Consider the following 19,007-nt stretch of genomic DNA (forward strand, 5'->3'; position numbering starts at 1 on the left):
AGGAGACGCCGTCCGCGCGGGCGGCACAATCAACACGATGCGACGCCATCTTCCCCACGCCCTCGCGACGGCTCTCGTCGTGGCGACCATGTTCCTGCAGCCGGCGTCCGCCCCAGCCCAGACTGTCGCCGAAAAGCGCAACGGCCCGGTGCGTGGCGGCATCGCCTATGCCACACGCGAAGATGCAATGCAGTTCGCGGACGAGATCGCCGCGCGCGGCCACCTCGATCGCGCGTGGGTGCGGGCAACCATCGGCAATGCACGACAACTGCCCAACGTGCCGCGCCTGATGCTCCCAGCGCCGACCGGCACGCCCAAGAACTGGTACGTCTACCGCAGCCGCTTCATCGACCCCGTGCGCATCCAGGCCGGCGTGCGCTTCTGGCGCAACAATGCGAACACCCTCGCACGGGCCGAGGCGAAGACCGGCGTGCCCGCCGAAATCATCGTCGGGATCATCGGCGTCGAGACCATCTACGGCCGGAACATGGGCAACTTCCGCGTCATCGACGCGCTCGCCACCCTGTCCTTCGACTTCCCCGACGCCCATCCCCGCGCAGCCGAACGACGTGCCTTCTTCCGCGGCGAGCTCGAAAGCTTCCTCAGCACCGAAGCCCGCACCGCCGAAAACCCGATGATCCCCCTCGGCAGCTACGCTGGCGCCATGGGCATGCCCCAGTTCATGCCGAGCAGCATCGCCAAGTACGCGGTCGATTTCGACGGCGACGGCCGCATCGACCTGGTCAACAACACGGCCGACGTGATCGGGTCCGTGGCCAACTACTTCAAGGCCTTCGGCTGGAAGCCCGGCATGCCGGCGATCTATCCGGTAAGCCTGGACGAATCGCGGCTCAAGAAATCCGTGCTGCTGGCGCCCGACATCGTGCCGACCTTCAGCACCGACGCCTTTGTCGCCGGTGGCGCCGTGCTGCGCGGCGATGCGCTCAAGCACACCGGCCTGCTCGCGCTCGTCGAACTGCAGAACGGCGGCGAGACCGCCACCTACGTCGCGGGCACCCAGAACTTCTACGTGATCACCCGCTACAACTGGAGCAGCTACTACGCCATGTCGGTGATCGAGTTGGGGCGTGAAGTGCGGGCTGCGATGGAGCAGTGAGGGGTGCCGAGGCGCTGCGCGCGCATGTGCCTACCGGGACCTTGGAGGCACGGCGGCGCGGAGTCCTCAGCGCGTTTCTTGCGCGCCAGCCGCTGCATTTCACCGCCCCGATGCGCTCCAAGCTCGAAGAAGCCGCCCGCGCAAACCTGAGCCAGGCGATCACCCGCCGAGAACGCATCGGCTTGTCCGTTCAGGCTGGCCGCAAACACGGTCCTTGGAGTCGTTCCCGTCAAGCCTGACAGTCAGCCGGCAAAAGCGGCTCCTTCTGCCATCATGAGCGCCTCGCCCGTCCGGCCGGACACCCGCCCCTTATCGGAGCAAGCACTTGCCACAAGATCTCCACCTCGACGCCTACGTCAGCTTCACCCTCGCGGTCCTGCTGCTCTTCGTCGGCAAGGCCTGCACGCGCCGCTTCGAGCTGTTGCGGCGCTACAGCATTCCGGAGCCAGTGCTGGGCGGGCTGGTGTGCATCGTGGTGGTCAGCGCGCTGTATGTGGCGATCGGCCTGAAGATCGACTTCCAGCTCGGCGTGCGGGACATCCTGCTGCTGTATTTCTTCGCGGCCATCGGGCTGGGCTCGGACGTGCGGACCCTGAGCCAGGGCGGACGCCCGCTGGCGGTGCTGCTGGCACTCTCCGCCATCTTCATCGTGGCGCAGAACCTGGTCGGCATGGCGGTGGCAACCGGCTTCGGGATGGATCGCCGCGCGGGGCTGCTGACGGGCTCGATCTCTCTCACTGGCGGCGTCGGCACCACCTTGGCCTGGGTGCCGCATTTCGTCCGCGACCTCGGCATCGCCAATGCCGAGGTCATCGGCCTTTCCAGCAACATGGCGGGGCTGATCGCGGCATGCGCGATCGGCGGCCCCATCGCCGCCTACCTGATGCGCCGGCACCAACTCGTTTCGTCGGCCGAGGCCGCGCTGCAGCCTGGTGCCCACTACCAGGACGAGAACCAGGCCCGTCTCGACTACAACAGCGTGCTGATGGCCCTGCTCTGGCTCAACGTGGCATTGATCCTGGGCCGCGGCATCAGCGACCTCATCGCGCTCACGGGGCTGAGATTGCCCGCCTTTGTCGGCACTCTCATCGCCGGCATCCTAGTGCGCAACCTTACCGCGCTGTTCACCAAACAGAAGGGCCAGCTGTGGCATTGGGACCGCATGCGGGCCGGTGTGTCCCTGATTTCGGACATCTGCCTCGGCGTCTTCCTGACCATGGCGCTCATGGGTCTGCAGTTGTGGGAAATGCGCGATGTCGCGGTCTTTGTGCTGACCGCGCTGGTACTGCAGGTGATCTTGGCGATCGCCTTCACTGTATTCGTCGTCTATCGGTTCATGGGACGCGACTACGAGGCGGCCGTGATCTGCGCTGGCTTCGGGGGAATCGCGTTGGGCTCGACGGCGACGGCCATTGCCAACATGAGTGCCGTGACGCGTGACCATGGAGCGGCGCCGCGCGCATTCATCGTGGTGCCGTTGGTGTGCGGATTCTTTATCGACTTGGTCAACGCGTTCGTCATCGGGTTCATGGCGCGCTGATTGGCGGTCCACGCAGGCCTCAGCATGGGCGCCGCGCCCGGTCCGGTCGATTGATTGACTTCGGCCAGCAGCCGGGACACACGCGCGAGACAACGTCTGCTCTCGCGCGTGACCCGTTTCCCCTGTTAGCGCACCTTGCCTTCGCGCCAGGCGGTCAGCAGCTTCGTGTAGTCGATCGTCTCGCCCTTCGGCTTCTCGTTGTCGAGCTTCTTCCACGGCGCGTGCTCGGTGCTCAGCATCTTGGCCGGGTCGCCCTTCGGTGCGAGCTTGGGCGCGCACTTGGCCATGCCGGCGCGTTCCAGGCGGCCCATCACGTTGTCCATTTCCTCGGCCAGGTTGTCCATCGCCTTCTGAGGCGTCTTCTCGCCGGTCACGGCCTCGGCGACGTTCTTCCACCAGAGTTGCGCGAGCTTCGGATAGTCGGGCACGTTGGTGCCGGTCGGCGTCCACGCGACGCGCGCCGGGCTGCGGTAGAACTCGATGAGGCCGCCGTACTTGTCCGCGTTCTTGGTGAAGAACTCGTGGCGGATATCGCTCTCGCGAATGAAGGTCAGGCCGACCACGCTCTTCTTGGTCGAGACGGTCTTCGAGGTCACGAACTGCGCATAGAGCCACGCGGCGGCCGTCTTGTTGGCGTCATGGCCCTTGAAGAAGGTCCACGAGCCGACGTCCTGGTAGCCGTTCTGCATGCCCTGCTTCCAGTACGGGCCATTGGGGCCCGGGGCCATGCGCCACTTGGGCGAGCCGTCGGGATTGACGACGGGCAGGCCCGCCTTGGTCATGTCGGCGGTGAAGGCCGTGTACCAGAAGATCTGCTGCGCGATCTGCCCTTGCGCGGGCACGGGGCCGGCCTCGCCGAAGGTCATGCCGGTGGCTTCCTTGGGCGCGTATTTCTTCATCCAGTCGACGTACTTGGTCAGCGCGTAGACGGCGGCCGGCGAGTTGGTCGCACCGCCGCGTGCCACGCTGGCACCGACGGGCGTGCACTTGTCGGCCGCGACCTTGATGCCCCATTCGTCCACCGGCATGCCGTTCGGGATGCCCTTGTCTGCCGTGCCGGCCATGGAGAGCCACGCATCGGTGAAGCGCCAGCCGAGCGAGGGGTCCTTCTTGCCGTAGTCCATGTGGCCGTAGATGGGCTTGCCGTCAATGGTCTTGACATCGTTGGTGAAGAACTCGGCGATGTCCTCGTAGGCGCTCCAATTGAGCGGCACGCCGAGCTCATAGCCGTACTTGGCCTTGAACTTGTCCTGCAGGTCCTTGCGCGCGAAGAGGTCGGCGCGGAACCAGTAGAGATTCGCGAACTGCTGGTCTGGCAACTGGTAGAGCTGGCCGTCCGGCGCGGTGGTGAAGCTGGTGCCGATGAAGTCCTTCACGTCCAGGCCGGGGTTCGTCCATTCCTTGCCCGCACCACCCATGTACTCGGTGAGCGACATGATCTTGCCGTAGCGGTAATGCGTGCCGATGAGGTCGGAGTCCGAGATCCAGCCGTCATAGATCGACTTTCCCGACTGCATGGAGGTCTGCAGCTTCTCGACCACGTCGCCTTCCTGGATCAGGTCGTGCTTGACCTTGATGCCGGTGATTTCCTCGAAGGCCTTGGCAAGCGTCTTCGATTCGTACTCGTGCGTGGTGATGGTCTCCGACACCACCGACACTTCCTTCACGCCCTTGTCCTGCAGCTTCTTGGCGGCGTCGATGAACCACTTCATTTCCGCGGTCTGCTGCTCCTTGCTCAGGCTCGATGGCTGGAACTCGCTGTCGATCCATTTCTTGGCCTCCGCCTCCCCGGCCCAGGCGCTCTGCAAGGCGAAAGTCGCCGCGGCCAGTGCCAATGCTGTGTAGCGAATCTTCATGGTCGTCTCCTCGATGGCGCTTCCCGGTTCTTGCGGAGGCGGCTCCGGGAAAGCGGAGAGCCGGTCCGTTGGAAATCGAAGCTCAGCCCTTGCGCATGATCAGCGCGAGAACGAGCATCGAAATGACGAAGCTGATCCAGATCGACGGCTCGGCTTCCAGGCTCATCCACTCCTGCAGCTTGCCCGCTATGCCGATGAAGATCAGATTGATGTATGCGGCGATGAGCAGCCCGATGAAAAGCCGATCGCCCCGGGTGGTATCCAGCGGCAGCCAGCCGCGGCGCAAGGTGGTGGGCGACTTGATCTCCCACACGGTCATGCCGACGAGCATCAACGCGATGCAGGTGAAGAACACCGCCACCGGCGTGGTCCAGACCATCCACTCAAACATGAGCACACCCCCCGTCTTCGCGCACTTCGTGTCGCTTCGCCAACCCCCTTGCAGGGGGCAACACCTGCGGCCCGGCAAAGCCGGGTCCGCGGTGTTCCTGAAAGCGGGCTGCAATCGTTGTGGCTTTCATCAAACTCTCCCCATCGCGAAGCCTTTTGCGATGTAGTGGCGGACGAACCAGATGACGATGGCGCCGGGCACGATGGTCAGCACGCCGGCGGCGGCCAGCGTGGCCCAATCCATGCCGGATGCGCTCACCGTGCGCGTCATCGTCGCGACGATCGGCTTGGCGTTCACGCTCGTCAGCGTGCGCGCCAGCAGCAGCTCGACCCAGCTGAACATGAAGCAGAAGAAGGCCGCGACGCCGACGCCTGCCTTGATGAGCGGCAGGAAGATGGTGAGGAAGAAGCGTGGGAACGAATAGCCGTCGATGTAGGCCGTCTCGTCGATCTCGCGCGGTATGCCGCTCATGAAGCCTTCCAGAATCCACACCGCCAGCGGCACGTTGAAGAGCAGGTGCGCCAGTGCCACGCCGAGGTGCGTATCCATCAGGCCCACGGTCGAGTAGAGCTGGAAGAAGGGCAGCAGGAATACGGCCGGCGGCGTCATGCGGTTGGTCAGCAGCCAGAAGAAGACGTGCTTGTCGCCGAGGAACGAATAACGCGAGAACGCGTAAGCCGCCGGCAGCGCCACCGTGAGCGAGATGACCGTGTTGATGCCAACGTAGATCAGGCTGTTGATGTAGCCCGAGTACCAGGACTCATCGGTGAAGATCCGCCGGTAGTTTTCCCACGTGAAGGTCTGCGGAAAGAACGAGAAGCTCGACAGGATCTCCTCGTTCGTCTTGAAACTCATGTTGACCATCCAATAGATGGGCAACAGCGCGAACACGATGTAGAACACCAGGAACACGCTGCGCTTGCGGAAGCGGTCTTCGTTCATTTGGTTTCCTCCGCCACGTCCTGCGTGCCGACTCTCAGCATCCAGTTGTAGAGCACGAAGCACAGGAGCAGGATGATGAGGAAGTAGATCAGCGAGAACGCCGCCGCCGGGCCGAGGTCGAATTGCCCGACCGCCTTCTGCGTGAGGTACTGGCTCAGGAAGGTGGTCGCATTCCCGGGCCCGCCGCCCGTCAGCACGAAGGGCTCGGTGTAGATCATGAAGCTGTCCATGAAGCGAAGCAGCACAGCGATGACCAGGACGCCACGCATCTTGGGCAGCTGGATGTAGCGGAACACCGCGAACTTGCTGGCGCCGTCGATGCGCGCGGCCTGGTAGTAGGCGTCGGGAATGGAGCGCAGGCCGGCAAAGCACAGCAGCGCGACCAGCGGCGTCCAGTGCCAGACGTCCATCAGCAGCACCGTGAGCCAGGCATCCCGCGCGTTGCCGGTGTAGCTGTAGTCGATGCCCAGCTTCTGGAGCGCATAGCCGAAGAGCCCGATGTCGGCGCGGCCAAAGATCTGCCAGATGGTGCCGACCACGTTCCACGGGATCAGAAGCGAGAGTGCGACCACCACCAGCACGGCGGACGCCTTCCAGCCGGTCGATGGCATCGAGAGCGCGAGCACGATGCCCAGGGGGATCTCGACCAGCAGCACCGCGATCGAAAAGCCGAGTTGCCGCCACAGCGCTGCGTGTAGTTCACTGTCGCGCATCACCGCGGCGAACCATTCGGTGCCGACGAATACACGGCGCTCGGGAGAGATGATGTCCTGCACCGAGTAGTTGACGACGGTCATCAGCGGCACGATGGCGGAGAAGGCGACGCAGATCAGCACGGGCAGCACGAGCCACCACGCACGCTGGTTGATGGGCTTGTTGGTTCCGTTCATGGTGCAACCTCCGTGCTTCGCGCTGCGGTATTCGCCTTCGGAGCGGCCGCCCGGCTCATGCCACCAACTCCTCGTCGCGATAGAAGCAGCTCTTGCGCCCGAGCACCTGCAGCCAGACAGTGCTGCCGACGGGCGGAACGACGGCGTCGGACGCCAGTCGCGCCTTGAGTGCGCTGCCGTCGAGCTTGGCGCTCAGCATCAGGTGCGTGCCGACGTCCTGCAATTGGGTCAGCGTGGCGGGCACCGCGCCCGGCGCATTCGGTTCGACCAGCGCGACGTACTCCGGCCGGATGCCGAGCTTGAGCGCGCCTTCGGGCAACTCACGCGTTGAAGGCAGCCGCGTCCCCGCGATATCGAGCATGCCGCCCGCGCTCTGCGCCGGCAGGAAGTTCATCCCCGGCGAGCCGATGAAGTGACCGACGAAGGTGTGGGCCGGCCGCTCGAACAACGCCTCGGCGCTGCCGATCTGCACGGCCTTGCCGCGCGTCATCACGACCACTTCCTCGGCGAAGGTCAGGGCCTCAACCTGGTCGTGCGTAACGTAGATCAGGGTGAGCTTCAGCTCGCGGTGGATCTGCTTCAGCTTGCGCCGCAACTGCCATTTGAGGTGCGGGTCGATCACGGTCAACGGCTCGTCGAAGAGGACGGCCGACACATCGCTGCGAACCAGGCCGCGGCCGAGCGAGATCTTCTGCTTGGCGTCGGCTGCAAGGCCGGCCGCACGCTGGTTGAGCTGGCCGCTCATGTCGAGCATCTCGGCGATCTCGCCGACACGCCTGCGGATCTGCTCGGCGGGCATGTTGCGGTTGCGCAGGGGAAACGCGAGGTTCTGCGCCACTGTCATGGTGTCGTAGATCACGGGGAACTGGAACACCTGCGCGATGTTGCGCTGCTGCGGTGTCTCCAGCGTCACGTCGCGGCCATTGAACTTGACGCTGCCCTTGGACGGCGCCAGGAGGCCCGAGATGATGTTGAGCATCGTGGTCTTGCCGCAGCCCGAGGGGCCGAGCAAGGCGTAGGCGCCGCCGTCGCGGAAGCTCATCTTGAGCGGCAGCAGCGCATAGTCGCTGTCCTGCGTCGGGTTCGGGCGATAGGCGTGAGCCAGGTCCAGGTCGATGCGGGCCATGTCAGCCTCCCTTGCGCCAGGCGGGTGCGACGGCCAGCCGCTCGCCGCTGTCGAACACATAGGCTTGCGACGCGCTGAAATACAGCGTGATCGCCGCACCGAGATCGAAGCGATGCACGCCGGTGAGTTGCGCGACCAGTTCGCCGACCAGCGTCTCGACGTGGACGAAGGTGTCGGAGCCCGAGATTTCCGCAAGCTCGACCTTGCCGGGCAAAGCGATGTCGCCGTCGCTCGCGCCGACATTGAGGGCGCTCGAACGCAGGCCGATCGTGACCGCGCCATCGATGGCGGCCGGCAGAGTGATCGGCAGCATGGGGCCGCCTTCCATCTGCACGCCGCCCGTCACCACGTGGCCCACCATCAGGTTCATCGGCGGATCGCTGAAGGCGCGCGCCACGCGCAGGGATTGCGGGGCGTGGAAGACCTCGGCGGTCGGGCCGTATTGAAGCAGTTCGCCGGAATCCATCACCGCCGTGTAGCCTCCGAGCAGCAGGGCCTCCCCGGGCTCGGTGGTGGCATAGATCACGGTCGAATCGCCGGTTGCGAAGAGCTGCGTGAGTTCTTCGCGCAATCCTTCGCGCAGCTTGTAGTCGAGGTTTACCAGGGGCTCGTCGAGCAGCATCAGGGGCGCCCCCTTGGCGAGGGCGCGCGCCAGCGCCACGCGCTGCTGCTGGCCGCCGGACAGCTCGGCCGGATAGCGGTCGAGGAACATGCCGATGTGCAGCTTGTCCGCCAACTCGCGCACACGCGCGTCGACGTTCTTTTCGCCGCGCAGCTTGAGCGGCGAACCGATGTTCTCGGCGACCTTGAGCGAGGGGTAGTTGATGAACTGCTGATAGACCATCGCAACGTTCCGCTCGCGCACCGGCACGCCGGTCACGTCCTTGCCGTCGACGAAGACCTTGCCTTCGGTCGGCGCATCGAGCCCGGCCATGAGCCGCATCAGGCTGGTCTTGCCGGCCTGCGTGGCGCCCAGCAGCACAGTCACCGCGCCGCTCTTGGGAGCGATGCTCTGTGGGTAGAGCCAGGTCTGCGCGCCCACCTTCTTGGTGACGCGTTCGAGTGTCAGCTGCATGGAGCGTCCTCTTTCAGGCGTGCATGGTCCCGCATCCAGGTGTTGACCTGATCGCGCTCCGCCGGCGTGAAGTGGAGCCCGAGCTTGGAGCGGCGCCAGAGCACGTCGTCGCCGCTGCAGGCCCATTCCTCGTCGCGCAGGTAGCGCAGCTCGCGCTCGTGGAGCCCGGGCGCGACGGCCTCCCCCATGTCGTCCATCGATCGGGCGTCGCCGATGACCTCCGCGACGCGGGCGCCGTAGGCTCGTGCGAGGCGGCGGGCGAGGTTGAACTCGAGCCAAGGGTATTTCGAACGGACCGCATCGACGAAGCGCTCGAAGTCGTCGTCGGGTCGTGACGTGCGGGTGGTGCCGCCGATCCAGGCGGAGAGGTCGCCGCCGGCCATGAATGCGCCGTCCGTCCATGCGGTGCGGGTCTCGCCGAGCATCCGCCCTACTTCGTCGGCTGCGTCTTCGGCCAGCTTCCGGAAAGTGGTGATCTTGCCGCCCCATACCGACAGCAGCGGCGCCGCAGTGGTGTTGGACTCGAGCATGTAGTCGCGCGTCACGGCCGACGGGTCGCCAGAGGCGTCGTCGAGCAGCGGCCGGACGCCCGAATAGGTCCACACCACGTCGGCCGGGGTGACAGGCTTCCTGAAATACCGGCTCGCCTGCGTGCAGAGGTAGTCGACCTCGTCATCGCTGATCCGCGCGGCGCCGGGGTCGTCGCCCTGCAACTCGATGTCGGTCGTGCCGATCAGCGTGAAGTCGTCCTGGTACGGGATCGCGAAGATGATCCGCTTATCGGGGTTCTGGAAGATATAGGCGTGGTCGTGGCCGAAGACGCGCGGCACGACGATGTGGCTGCCCTTCACGAGTCGCAGATGCCGGGTCGCCAGCGCCTCGCCCTGCGCCGAGTGCGCCACGCCGCGCAGAAAGGCTTCGGCCCATGGCCCTGCCGCGTTGACCACGGCGCGTGCGCGCACGCTACGCTGGCCTTCGGGGCCTTCGAGCAGGGCAGTCCAGCCCTCGGCATTGCGTCGCGCGCTGATGCAGCGGGTGCGCGTAAGGATCTCGGCTCCGCGCGCCCGAGCATCGAGTGCGTTCAGCACCACGAGCCGCGCGTCGTCGACCCAGCCGTCCGAATACACGAAGCCGCGCTTGAACTCGGGTTTGAGCGCCGCGCCGGCCTCGTGCCGCTTGAGATCGACGGTGCGCGACCCCGGCAGCACTTCACGACGCGCTAGGTGGTCGTACATGAAAAGGCCGATGCGGATCATCCAGGCCGGCCGCATCGACGGATCATGCGGCATCACGAAACGCAGCGGCCACATGATGTGCGGCGCGCTCTTGAGCAGCACCTCGCGCTCCTGCAACGCCTTGCGCACGAGCGAGAACTCGTAGTACTCCAGGTAGCGGAGACCGCCATGGATGAGCTTGGTGGAGGACGACGAGGTGTGCGCCGCAAGGTCGTCCTTCTCGCACAGCACGACGCGCCAGCCCCTGCCGGCCAGGTCGCGCGCGATGCCGCAGCCATTGATGCCGCCGCCGACGATCAGCACGTCGCAATCAGCGGCGGAGGCGGTCGATGACGGGGGTGGTTCGCTCACGAGGGATAGGTCCGTTCGAATGTGACTTAATGCACGGTTTGAAGTCTGATCGCTTTCGAATTTTTTCATTCTGGTTCCTTACGGCGCGATTTTCTTCGGCGTTAACCCTTAAGTCCATTCGTTTCCTTTCGTTCTAAAGTCGTTTGCCACATTGATTCGCCTGTCCGTGAACTCCAATCCGCGTCAACTCAAGCTGCTCAATACCGTGCGCTCGCGCGGCTCCGTCACGGTCGAACAACTGGCCGAGATGCTTGGGGTCACCCTGCAGACGGTGCGCCGCGACGTACAGCGATTGGCCGACGAAGGGCATCTCACGCGGTTTCATGGCGGCGTGCGGGTGCCGAGCTCGACCACGGAGAACATCGGCTACCAGCAGCGCGAAACGCTGCATGCCGAGGGCAAGGCCCGCATCGCGCGCGCGGTGGCGGCGCGGGTGCCGAACGACTGCTCGCTGATCCTCAATATCGGCACCACCACAGAGGCCATCGCGAAGGCACTGCTGCGTCATACAGGCCTGCGCGTGATCACCAACAACCTGAACGTCGCGACCATCCTGAGCGACAACCCGAACTGCGAGGTGATCGTGGCGGGCGGCTCGGTGCGGCTGCGCGACCGCGCCATCGTCGGCGAGGCGACAGTCGATTTCATTCGCCAGTTCAAGGTCGACATCGCTCTCATCGGCGTGTCGAGCATCGAGGCCGACGGCACGCTGCGCGACTTCGACCTGCGCGAGGTGAAGGTGGCGCAAACCATCATCGCGCAGGCGCGCGAGGTGTGGCTCGCCGCGGACGCCAGCAAGTTCAACCGCCCTGCGATGATCGAGCTCGCGAAGCTCTCCCAGATCGATTGCCTCTTCACGGACGCGGAACCGCCACCGCCCTTCCCCGAGTTGATCGAGCGCGCGCAAGTCCGTTGCGAGATTGCGCGCGAACACTGAAGGAACTTTTCCCATGACTTACCTGCTCGCCCTCGACCAGGGCACGTCGAGCTCTCGCAGCATCGTTTTCGATGGCGAAGGCCGCATCGTCGCGATCGCCCAACAGGAACTGACGCAGATCTACCCCCAGCCCGGCTGGGTCGAGCACGACCCGATGGAGATCTGGACAAGCCAGCTCGCCACCGCGCGGGACGTGCTCGCCAGGGCCAGGCTCAAGGCGAGCGACATCCACGCGGTCGGCATCACCAATCAGCGCGAAACGACGGTGGTGTGGAACCGCAAGACCGGCCAGCCGGTGCATCACGCCATCGTCTGGCAGGACCGCCGCGCCGAGCCGCTGTGCGCCAGGCTGCGCGAGGACGGCATGACCGGCACCATCCGCGAGAAGACCGGCCTGGTGATCGACGCCTATTTCTCCGGCACCAAGCTGCGCTGGCTGCTCGACATCGTGCCCGGCGTGCGCGACCAGGCCGAGCGCGGCGAGCTGGCCTTCGGCACCATCGACAGCTGGCTCATCTGGCAGCTCACCGGCGGCAAGGTGCACGTTACGGACGTGAGCAACGCGTCGCGCACCATGCTCTTCAATGTGCACAGCAACCAATGGGACGGGGAGCTCCTGGAGGCGCTCGACATCCCTGCGTCGCTGATGCCGGAGGTCAAGCCGTCGAGCGCGCACTTCGCCGACACCGACGCGGCGCTTCTGGAGCGCAGCCTGCCCATCGGCGGCGTCGCGGGCGACCAGCAGAGCGCCCTCTTCGGCCAGGCCTGTTTCGAGGCCGGCATGGCGAAGAACACCTACGGCACCGGCTGCTTCCTGCTGATGCATACGGGTGGCGCCTTCCAGCCCTCGCACAACGGCTTGCTCGTCACCAGTGCCGCGCAGACCGGCGAGCAGCCGCAATACGCGATGGAAGGCAGCGTGTTCGTCGGCGGCGCGGTCGTGCAGTGGCTGCGCGACGGGCTCAAGGCGATCCCGGGCAGCGCGCAGGTGCAGGCACTGGCCGAGAGCGTGCCGGATGCGGGCGGCGTGATGATGGTGCCGGCCTTTACCGGCCTCGGCGCGCCCTACTGGGACGCGGACGCGCGCGGAATCATCACGGGGCTCACGCGCGGCACCACCGTGGCGCACATCGCACGCGCCGCGCTGGAAAGCATCGCGTACCAGAGCGCTGCGTTGCTGCAGGCGATGAGCCGCGATGCGGTCGCGGCGGGCGGAACGCCGGTGGCGGAGCTGCGGGTGGATGGCGGCGCGTGCGTGAACGACCTGCTGATGCAGTTCCAGGCCGACCTGTTGGGAATACCGGTCGTGCGGCCGGAAGTGACGGAGACCACGGCGCTGGGGGCTGCCTATCTCGCGGGCCTGTCGACGGGCGTGTACAGCGATGTGGGGCAGTTGTCGAAGCTGTGGCGCGTCGAGCGTCGCTTCATGCCGACCCTGAGCCGATCGAAGGCCGACGAAGCGATGGAACGGTGGGAGATGGCCGTGCGGAGAGCGACGCTTTCCTGACATCCACGGATTTGCGGCAGATCAGAGCAGAGCTGCCGTTCGGTTCAACAGGCCTCGATCCGGCCCTGATCACCGCGGGGGAGATCACGGGCCGGATGGCCTGCTGATCTGTCAGAGCACTGCCAGGCCGCTCTGCACGTACAGCGTCACGTCGGTCAGAAGGTTGTTCTGAAAGACGTCGAAACCGCCTTCGGTCCCCACCTCGGTCCAGTCGTCGGTGAGGGTCACGATGTCGTTCGCGTCACCGGTGACCTGCAACGACTGGGTCGACGACATGCCCGAAACCACGTCGCCCGACAGCGTGAGCTTCGTGGTGGCGCCATCGGCCATGTCGAGCTTTTCGAAGTTGCGCAGCGACCTCGTTTCCAGTGCCGTCAGGTCGAGTTCGGCCACGCCGCTGAACACCAGGGTGTCGTCGCCGCCTGAGCCGTCAATGATCTGATCGGGCTCGGGCAGCGCGGCCAGCTCCACCCTGGTGCTGGCGTTGTGCCAGAGATGGTAGGTCGTCGTGCGCTCATCACCATTGGATTCGCGCACGACCGCCGTCAAGACCAACTCGGACGTGGCCTCTGCGCCACCTACCGACGTGAAGGTCACCTCGCGAGGGTTGTCCAGCACGTCCTGGCCGAAGTACCAGCGTCCGGTGGCGGGATCCTGCGTACCGTCCGCGGGAGCGAGGCCGACGCCCAGCGGCAGTTCGATCGAGAGCGACAGCGTCTCGGAACCGTCCGTGTCGCTCGGGGCCGCATCCACGAAGACCGTCGACGAGCTCCCTCGCTTCAGGCCCAGGTCGGGCGCATCGGCCACGCCGGCGATCGTAAAGGTCGCGGTGCCGGTCGCCGTGCCGCCGGCGGCGTTGACCATGGTGTAGGCCACGGTCTCGGTGCCCGACCAGTCGGGGTTGGGCGTGTACATGACGGTACCGTCGGCCTTGATGTCCACCGAGCCGTTTTTCGCGCCCTCCACGGAGACCAGCTGCATTCCGAACTTATTGGCAGCATCGACCCCGTCGATCACGTTCACCGTCAGCACGTTGTCTTCAATGCCAGCGAACTGCTGTGCCGTGAGGTTGCCGATCTGCACTCGCTCCCAGTTGACGACCTTCAGGTCGATCGACCGGAACTGGAATGCATCTCTAGCCTTCCCTGCAGCCAGGTGCGCCTGATACCTGGTCAGGTCGTCCTGGATGGCGGCGTTCGCCAGTTCTGCCTCGGTGAGGTTCAGCACCAGCGTGTCCTTGCCGCCATCACCGCCGCAGAGGAAGTTCTTGTTCAGCTTGTTGCCTGCGAAGGTGAAGTAACCCGTGTCGTTGCCACCGTCCGCGTACAGAGTGCTGCTGCCTACCCCGAGGGTGATCGTGTCGTCGGATGCGCTCAGCTTGAGGTAGTCGTTTCCGTTGCCGGTCACGATCTCGCTGGTATTGCCAGGCAGGCCCCACGCACAGATGGTGTCGTTGCCGTTGCCGGTGGTCACGGTGTTGTTGCCGCCTCCGAGCTCGATGTAGTTGTTTCCGTGGCCTGCATGGATGGTGCTGTTGCTGTCGGCAGCATGAGCCGCATGGATCTTGTCGTTGCCGTCGCCAGCGGTGACGTCGTTGTTGCCCTGCCCGGCATAGATGACGTTGTCACCTTGGCCAGCGTCGATCCTGTCGTCCCCGGCACCGGCGTAGATGGTGTCGTTGCCCTTCAAGGTCGTGACGGTGTTGTTTCCTTCACCGGCCTTGATATGGATGTTGCCCTCGCCGCCCAGGATCGTGTCGTCGCCTTCGCACGCCGTGATGGTGTCGTTGCCCGTGCTCCTGGCGGCGTCGACGTGGTTGTTGCCGGCACCTACGGAGATGTTCTTTTTGCCCGCCCCATACGCTGTCACGTTGTCGTTGCCCGACTGCGTGACAAGGGTGGACGCACCGCCGCTGATGATGGTGTTGTTGCCATGGCCTGCGTCGACGTGGTTGTTGCCGGCGCCAGCGTCGATGGTGTCGTTGCCGTAGCCACTACTGATGGTGTCATTGCCCGTGCCGGTAGTGACGTTGTTGTTGCCCTCGTTGACATCGACGCAGTTCTTGCCGTCGCCGGCGTTGACGACGTCATCTCCGGAGTAGGCATAGATGTTGTCGTTATCCTTGCCCGCGGTGATGACGTTGTTGCCATGGCCAGCGTTGATCACGTTGTTGCCGTCGCCGGCATTGATGACGTCGTGGCCTGCGTGGGTGGTGATCGAGTCGTTGGTCGAGCCCTTGCTGACCTCCACGCGCCCTGCTTCTGCCTTGGGCACGTAGGCCGCGTCGTCGACCAGCACTTCCAGCGCTTCCCAGCCGTCCACCTTCAGGTCGATCGACTTGAACTGGTATGCCGAGGTATTGCCCGCGGCCAGTCGCGCACGATAGGTGTCGATGTCCAGCTCGACGTCGGCACGCGCCCTTTCTGCCGCGGTGAAGCTCAGAACCATGGTGTCGGTTCCGGCGCCCCCCGACAGGACGTTGCGCGTGCTCAGGTTGTCGCCGAACCTGAGGATCGCGCTGTCGTTGCCATTGCCGGCGCTGAGCGTGCTGTTGCTCGCGACGCCGCCGTCGCCCATGTAGACGACGTCATTGGCGTCGCCGAGCACGATCGTGTCCTTGCCGCCCCCGGCGCGGATCACGTTGGAGTTGCCGAGGTAGCCCGCCGCGTAGATCGTGTCGTGGCCGGCGCCGGTGGTGACGTCGTTGTCGCCGTTGCCCACGCTGACGTAGTTGCTGCCTGCGCCGGCATCGACGGTGTCGTGACCGAGGCCGCCGCAGATGGAGTCGTTGCCGGCCCCGGCCTTGACCTTGTTGTTGCCGTAGCCCGCGTCGACGTAGTTGTTGCCATCGCCGGCGTCGATCACGTCATTGCCCAGTCCGGCATGGATCTTGTCGCTGCCCGTGCCAGTCTTGACGTCGTTGTCGCCTTCGCCGGCCTTGACAGTGTTGGCGCCATTGCCGACCACCGTGACCTTGTCATCACCGCTGCAGGCTGTGATCAGGTTGTCGCCGGAGCCGGTGATCGTCACGTCGTTGTTGCCGTAGGAGACGTTGATCGTCTTCTTGCCTTCGCCCGACACGACAGTGTCATTGCCCCATCCCGTGGTGATGGAGTCGACGCCATTGTCGGAGCTGATGCGGTTGTTGCCCTCGCCGCCGAAGATGGTGTTGTTGCCGCTGCCCGCATCGATGGTGTCGTTGCCGTCGCACACGGTGATGCAGTCGTCTCCGCTGCCGGACAAGACGTCATTCTTGCCAGCGCCGACGTCGACATTGTTGTTGCCGTCGCCGGCGGAGATGACGTCGTTGCCCGCCAAGGCGCGAATCGTATCGTTGCCGGAGAGAGCGCTGACGGTGTTGGCGCCGTGACCGGCCTTGACGGTGTTGTCGCCGTTGCCGGCTTCGATCCTGTCGTTGCCAACGCCGGTCTGGATGGTGTCGTTGCCGTCGCCGGTGATGATGACTTCGCTATTGCCACCGGTCTTGATGATTTTTTCGTCTGCCATGCAGTACTTTCTTGCTTCCCTGTTTTCCTGCCGTTCCTTCGGCATTTCGCCTGAAGCCTATCCCCAGGCGAAATAGCATGCTAGAGCGCAGGTAGCGAGAAACGGCAGGCCAGGCACTCTCAATTGCCAAGCGAAAATTCAGGGGCTGATGCCGAGTCGTCGCGGCAGTTCTTCTTGAAGCGGCGCGTCCATTCCGCGCCTTCAAGTCCCGCCGTCGATCAACTGGTCGTAGCGTGCCAACCCTGCCTCACGGCTGTACCTCTCGGCGTCGCGCTTTGCCTGCCTGCGCAGCGGCCATTGAGCTTGAGGTGTCTCCAGGACATCCAACACCGTCCTCGCGATGGCGTCCACGTCGAAGAACTCGACAAGGCGCCCATTCACTCCGTCGTGAAGTACTTCACGTACCGGTGCAGTGCTCGATCCAATGATGAGTGCCGCCGTGGCCATGGCCTCCAGCATCGACCAGCTCAGCACGAACGGATAGGTCAGGTAGACGTGCGCTGCAGACACTTGAAGCACGCGCAAATACTGTGTCCTCGGGACTCGTCCCAGAAAGTGCGTCCTCGCCGGATCGAGCGCCACTTCGCGCAACATCTTCTCGCGCCAGTTCGCGGCGTCCCTGGGGGCCGATCCATAGCTGACCTCGTCGCCGCCCACGACGACGGCATGGCAACCCGGGTGCGCTTTCTGGATCTTCTCCAGTGCCCGCATGAAGATGTGGAAGCCCCGATACGGCTCCAGATTGCGCGCCACGTAGGTGATGACTGGATCGCCGACCTTGAGCACTGTTCCACCCGGTGTCACGACCGTCGCCGCGGGATCCGGGCCCAGCCCTTCGGTGTCGATGCCCTCATGCTGCATCACGATCTTCGGCTGCAGGATCTCGGGGTGCCGGCTGCGTTGCCACTCGGTCGGGCTCACGGCCGCATCGCAGTTGACGAGATTCAGCGTGTGCTGCGCATTCCATGTGCGGATGCGTGCGCGATCGTCAAAGCTGATGGGATGCTCCGGATCGAAGCCCAGGTCGGCGCCGTCCGCGTTGTAGTACCACTCGCAGAGATGGACGAGCCGGGTGTCAGGAAAGACATCCTTCGCATACAGGGCCTCTCCCCAACCCGGGTGCGCGAGGATCACGTCGGGGATGAAGCCTTTGCGGCGAATCTCGAGCATGGCGCGGGCGGTGGCCTGTCCGTGCAACGTGGCGGCCTCCATCTGCCGGAGGTACGGGTGTTGATGGGCATGCGGCTCGCGCGCGACGCGGTAGCGCATCAACTGGTCGAAGCCAGGCAAGCCCGGAGCGCTGTCGCGCCCAAGGCCCCGGACATCCCACCCGGGTCGCGCCGCCCAGGCGCGCACGAAATGACCGAACTGTCCCGGGAAGTTCTGGTGCATGACCAGAACACGCTTGCCGCTCGCATAGACCGGCTGACCAGTGCTCGACAACACAACGGGCGCTTGCGCGCCCGCTTTCTCTACAGCCTTCTTCATGGGCCGCCTCCTTGAACCTGTATGACTCACCAGGGGGGAGACGATACATCAGGCTCTCGGTGCTCTATGCCCTCAGTGACCCGGCACCAGGAAATCCTGGCTGATCCGCCAACCCAGTTCGTTCACCCGATCCAGGAACTGCGTCAGGTACGCGTGCAGACCGGTCGCAAGGATCTCGTCGACACGCGCGTATTGCAGGTCGGCCAACAGCTTGCCGGCACGGCGCTGGGTCTCGGCGCTTTGCTCGTTCTTCACCTTGTCGAGGTTGTTGACGACCTCGTTCAGGCTCGCGTGCAGCGAGCGCGGCATGTCGGCGCGCAGGATCAGAAGCTCGGCCACGCGCTCCGGCTTGATCACGTCGCGGTAGACCTTGCGGTAAACCTCGAAGGCAGAGACGCTCCGCAGGATCGCGCTCCAGTGATAGAAGTCGTACTCCTGGTCTTCCTCGGTGGCAGTGCCGAAGAACTCGCTGTTGAGCGCATGGAACTTGACGTCGACCAGCCGGGCCGTGTTGTCCGCACGTTCGAGGAAGGTGCCGAGGCGCGAGAAATAGAAGGCCTCGTCCTGCAGCATGGTGCCCAGCGTCACGCCGCGCGAGAGGTGCGAGCGGAACTTGACCCATTCGAAGAACTGGGCCGGGTCGCGCTCGAAGTCGCCGGCACGCAGCATGCGGTTGACCTCGAGCCAGGTGGTGTTCTGCGTCTCCCAGGCTTCGGTGGTGAGCGCACCTCGCACCGCGCGAGCGTTCTCGCGCGCGGCGCGCAGGCAGGACATGATCGACGAGGGATTCGACTCGTCCTTGACCATGAACTCCATCACCTCGGCGGGCTTGAACTGGTCATGCTTCTCGTTGTAGATCGTCAGCAGTTCGCTGATGGAGAGCAGACCCTGCCAGCCGTACTTGGCGACTTCGGCGGACTGCGGCAGCAGCGAGGTCTGGTAGTTGACGTCGAGCATGCGCGCGGTGTTCTCCGCGCGCTCGGTGTAGCGAGACATCCAGTAGAGGTGATCGGCGGTGCGTGACAACATATCTGTGGCTCCCCTG

14 protein-coding genes are annotated in these 19,007 nt (G+C 64.8%); 4 read left to right on the plus strand and 10 right to left on the minus strand.

The window, feature by feature from the left end:
* Positions 1 to 37 precede the first annotated feature (37 nt).
* Positions 38 to 1,117: a lytic murein transglycosylase B gene (mltB, locus tag QTH97_RS31065; protein ID WP_444813498.1), complete on the plus strand. Its 1,080-nt coding sequence runs from the start codon at positions 38 to 40 to the stop codon at positions 1,115 to 1,117.
* Between the two features lie 325 nt (positions 1,118 to 1,442).
* On the plus strand, positions 1,443 to 2,657 hold the full coding sequence (gene gltS / locus QTH97_RS31070) for a sodium/glutamate symporter (RefSeq protein WP_286572444.1): 1,215 nt from the start codon (positions 1,443 to 1,445) through the stop codon (positions 2,655 to 2,657).
* A 125-nt stretch (positions 2,658 to 2,782) separates the two neighbouring features.
* On the opposite strand, the gene QTH97_RS31075 is transcribed toward gltS, so the two are convergent.
* The 7 genes from QTH97_RS31075 to glpD form a co-directional block, all read right to left on the minus strand.
* On the minus strand, positions 2,783 to 4,513 hold the full coding sequence (locus tag QTH97_RS31075) for an ABC transporter substrate-binding protein (RefSeq protein ID WP_286572445.1): 1,731 nt from the start codon (positions 4,511 to 4,513) through the stop codon (positions 2,783 to 2,785).
* A gap of 82 nt (positions 4,514 to 4,595) precedes the next feature.
* Positions 4,596 to 4,904, minus strand: a complete 309-nt coding sequence (locus QTH97_RS31080; protein ID WP_286572446.1) for a DUF2160 domain-containing protein — start codon at positions 4,902 to 4,904, stop codon at positions 4,596 to 4,598.
* A 129-nt stretch (positions 4,905 to 5,033) separates the two neighbouring features.
* A complete protein-coding gene (locus tag QTH97_RS31085; RefSeq protein WP_286572448.1) occupies positions 5,034 to 5,846 on the minus strand; it encodes a carbohydrate ABC transporter permease in 813 nt (270 codons plus the stop codon).
* Positions 5,843 to 6,736 (minus strand): carbohydrate ABC transporter permease, encoded by an 894-nt coding sequence (locus QTH97_RS31090; RefSeq protein ID WP_286572449.1) that lies wholly within the window; start codon positions 6,734 to 6,736, stop codon positions 5,843 to 5,845. Before QTH97_RS31090 ends, QTH97_RS31085 begins: the two co-directional genes overlap by 4 nt.
* A gap of 55 nt (positions 6,737 to 6,791) precedes the next feature.
* Positions 6,792 to 7,862 carry an ABC transporter ATP-binding protein gene (locus QTH97_RS31095; protein WP_286572450.1) on the minus strand — a complete coding sequence of 357 codons (1,071 nt, stop codon included), beginning with the start codon at positions 7,860 to 7,862 and terminating at the stop codon, positions 6,792 to 6,794.
* A gap of 1 nt (position 7,863) precedes the next feature.
* Complete coding sequence (locus tag QTH97_RS31100) at positions 7,864 to 8,937, minus strand: ABC transporter ATP-binding protein (RefSeq protein ID WP_286572451.1); 1,074 nt, start codon at positions 8,935 to 8,937, stop codon at positions 7,864 to 7,866.
* Complete coding sequence (gene glpD / locus QTH97_RS31105) at positions 8,928 to 10,592, minus strand: glycerol-3-phosphate dehydrogenase (RefSeq protein ID WP_444813499.1); 1,665 nt, start codon at positions 10,590 to 10,592, stop codon at positions 8,928 to 8,930. The genes QTH97_RS31100 and glpD overlap by 10 nt, the downstream gene beginning before the upstream one ends.
* A gap of 97 nt (positions 10,593 to 10,689) precedes the next feature.
* On the opposite strand from glpD, the gene QTH97_RS31110 reads away from it, so the two are divergent.
* A complete protein-coding gene (locus tag QTH97_RS31110) occupies positions 10,690 to 11,460 on the plus strand; it encodes a DeoR/GlpR family DNA-binding transcription regulator (RefSeq protein WP_286572453.1) in 771 nt (256 codons plus the stop codon).
* 13 nt (positions 11,461 to 11,473) lie between these two features.
* Positions 11,474 to 12,967: a glycerol kinase GlpK gene (glpK, locus tag QTH97_RS31115; RefSeq protein ID WP_286572454.1), complete on the plus strand. Its 1,494-nt coding sequence runs from the start codon at positions 11,474 to 11,476 to the stop codon at positions 12,965 to 12,967.
* A 111-nt stretch (positions 12,968 to 13,078) separates the two neighbouring features.
* Here the strand turns inward: glpK and QTH97_RS31120 are convergent, their stop codons facing one another.
* The 3 genes from QTH97_RS31120 to QTH97_RS31130 form a co-directional block, all read right to left on the minus strand.
* Positions 13,079 to 16,474, minus strand: coding sequence for an Ig-like domain-containing protein (locus tag QTH97_RS31120; RefSeq protein ID WP_286572455.1), 3,396 nt, complete (start codon positions 16,472 to 16,474; stop codon positions 13,079 to 13,081).
* A gap of 201 nt (positions 16,475 to 16,675) precedes the next feature.
* Positions 16,676 to 17,962, minus strand: coding sequence for a glycosyltransferase family 4 protein (locus QTH97_RS31125; RefSeq protein WP_286572456.1), 1,287 nt, complete (start codon positions 17,960 to 17,962; stop codon positions 16,676 to 16,678).
* Between the two features lie 72 nt (positions 17,963 to 18,034).
* Positions 18,035 to 18,991 (minus strand): alpha-E domain-containing protein, encoded by a 957-nt coding sequence (locus QTH97_RS31130; protein WP_286572457.1) that lies wholly within the window; start codon positions 18,989 to 18,991, stop codon positions 18,035 to 18,037.
* Positions 18,992 to 19,007 lie beyond the last annotated feature (16 nt).

The sequence above is a fragment of the Variovorax gracilis genome, from assembly GCF_030317115.1.
Taxonomy (GTDB): Bacteria; Pseudomonadota; Gammaproteobacteria; order Burkholderiales; family Burkholderiaceae_C; genus Variovorax; species Variovorax gracilis.